At 53.3% G+C, this 229-nt stretch carries 1 pseudogene; it reads left to right on the forward strand.

The features are described from left to right. Positions 1-229: pseudogene (locus tag SB749_RS21180) on the forward strand (collagen-like protein); the annotation flags it as partial.

The following is a 229-nucleotide window of genomic DNA, read 5'->3' on the forward strand; positions in this document are numbered from 1 at the left end:
GGTCAAAATGGCGTGCAAGGTCCTCAGGGTGAACAAGGACCAGCGGGTCAAAACGGTGTTGACGGTTTAAATGGTACTGATGGCACTAACGGTAAAGATGGTGTTGATGGTTTACAGGGTCCAATCGGTCCGCAAGGTCCAGCAGGATCTGACGGCATCAATGGTCAAGATGGTGCGCAAGGTCCTCAGGGTGAACAAGGAGCAGCAGGTCAGGATGGTATCGACGGTG

The sequence above is a fragment of the Brevibacterium sp. SIMBA_078 genome (genome assembly GCF_046534565.1).
Lineage (GTDB): Bacteria > Actinomycetota > Actinomycetes > Actinomycetales > Brevibacteriaceae > Brevibacterium.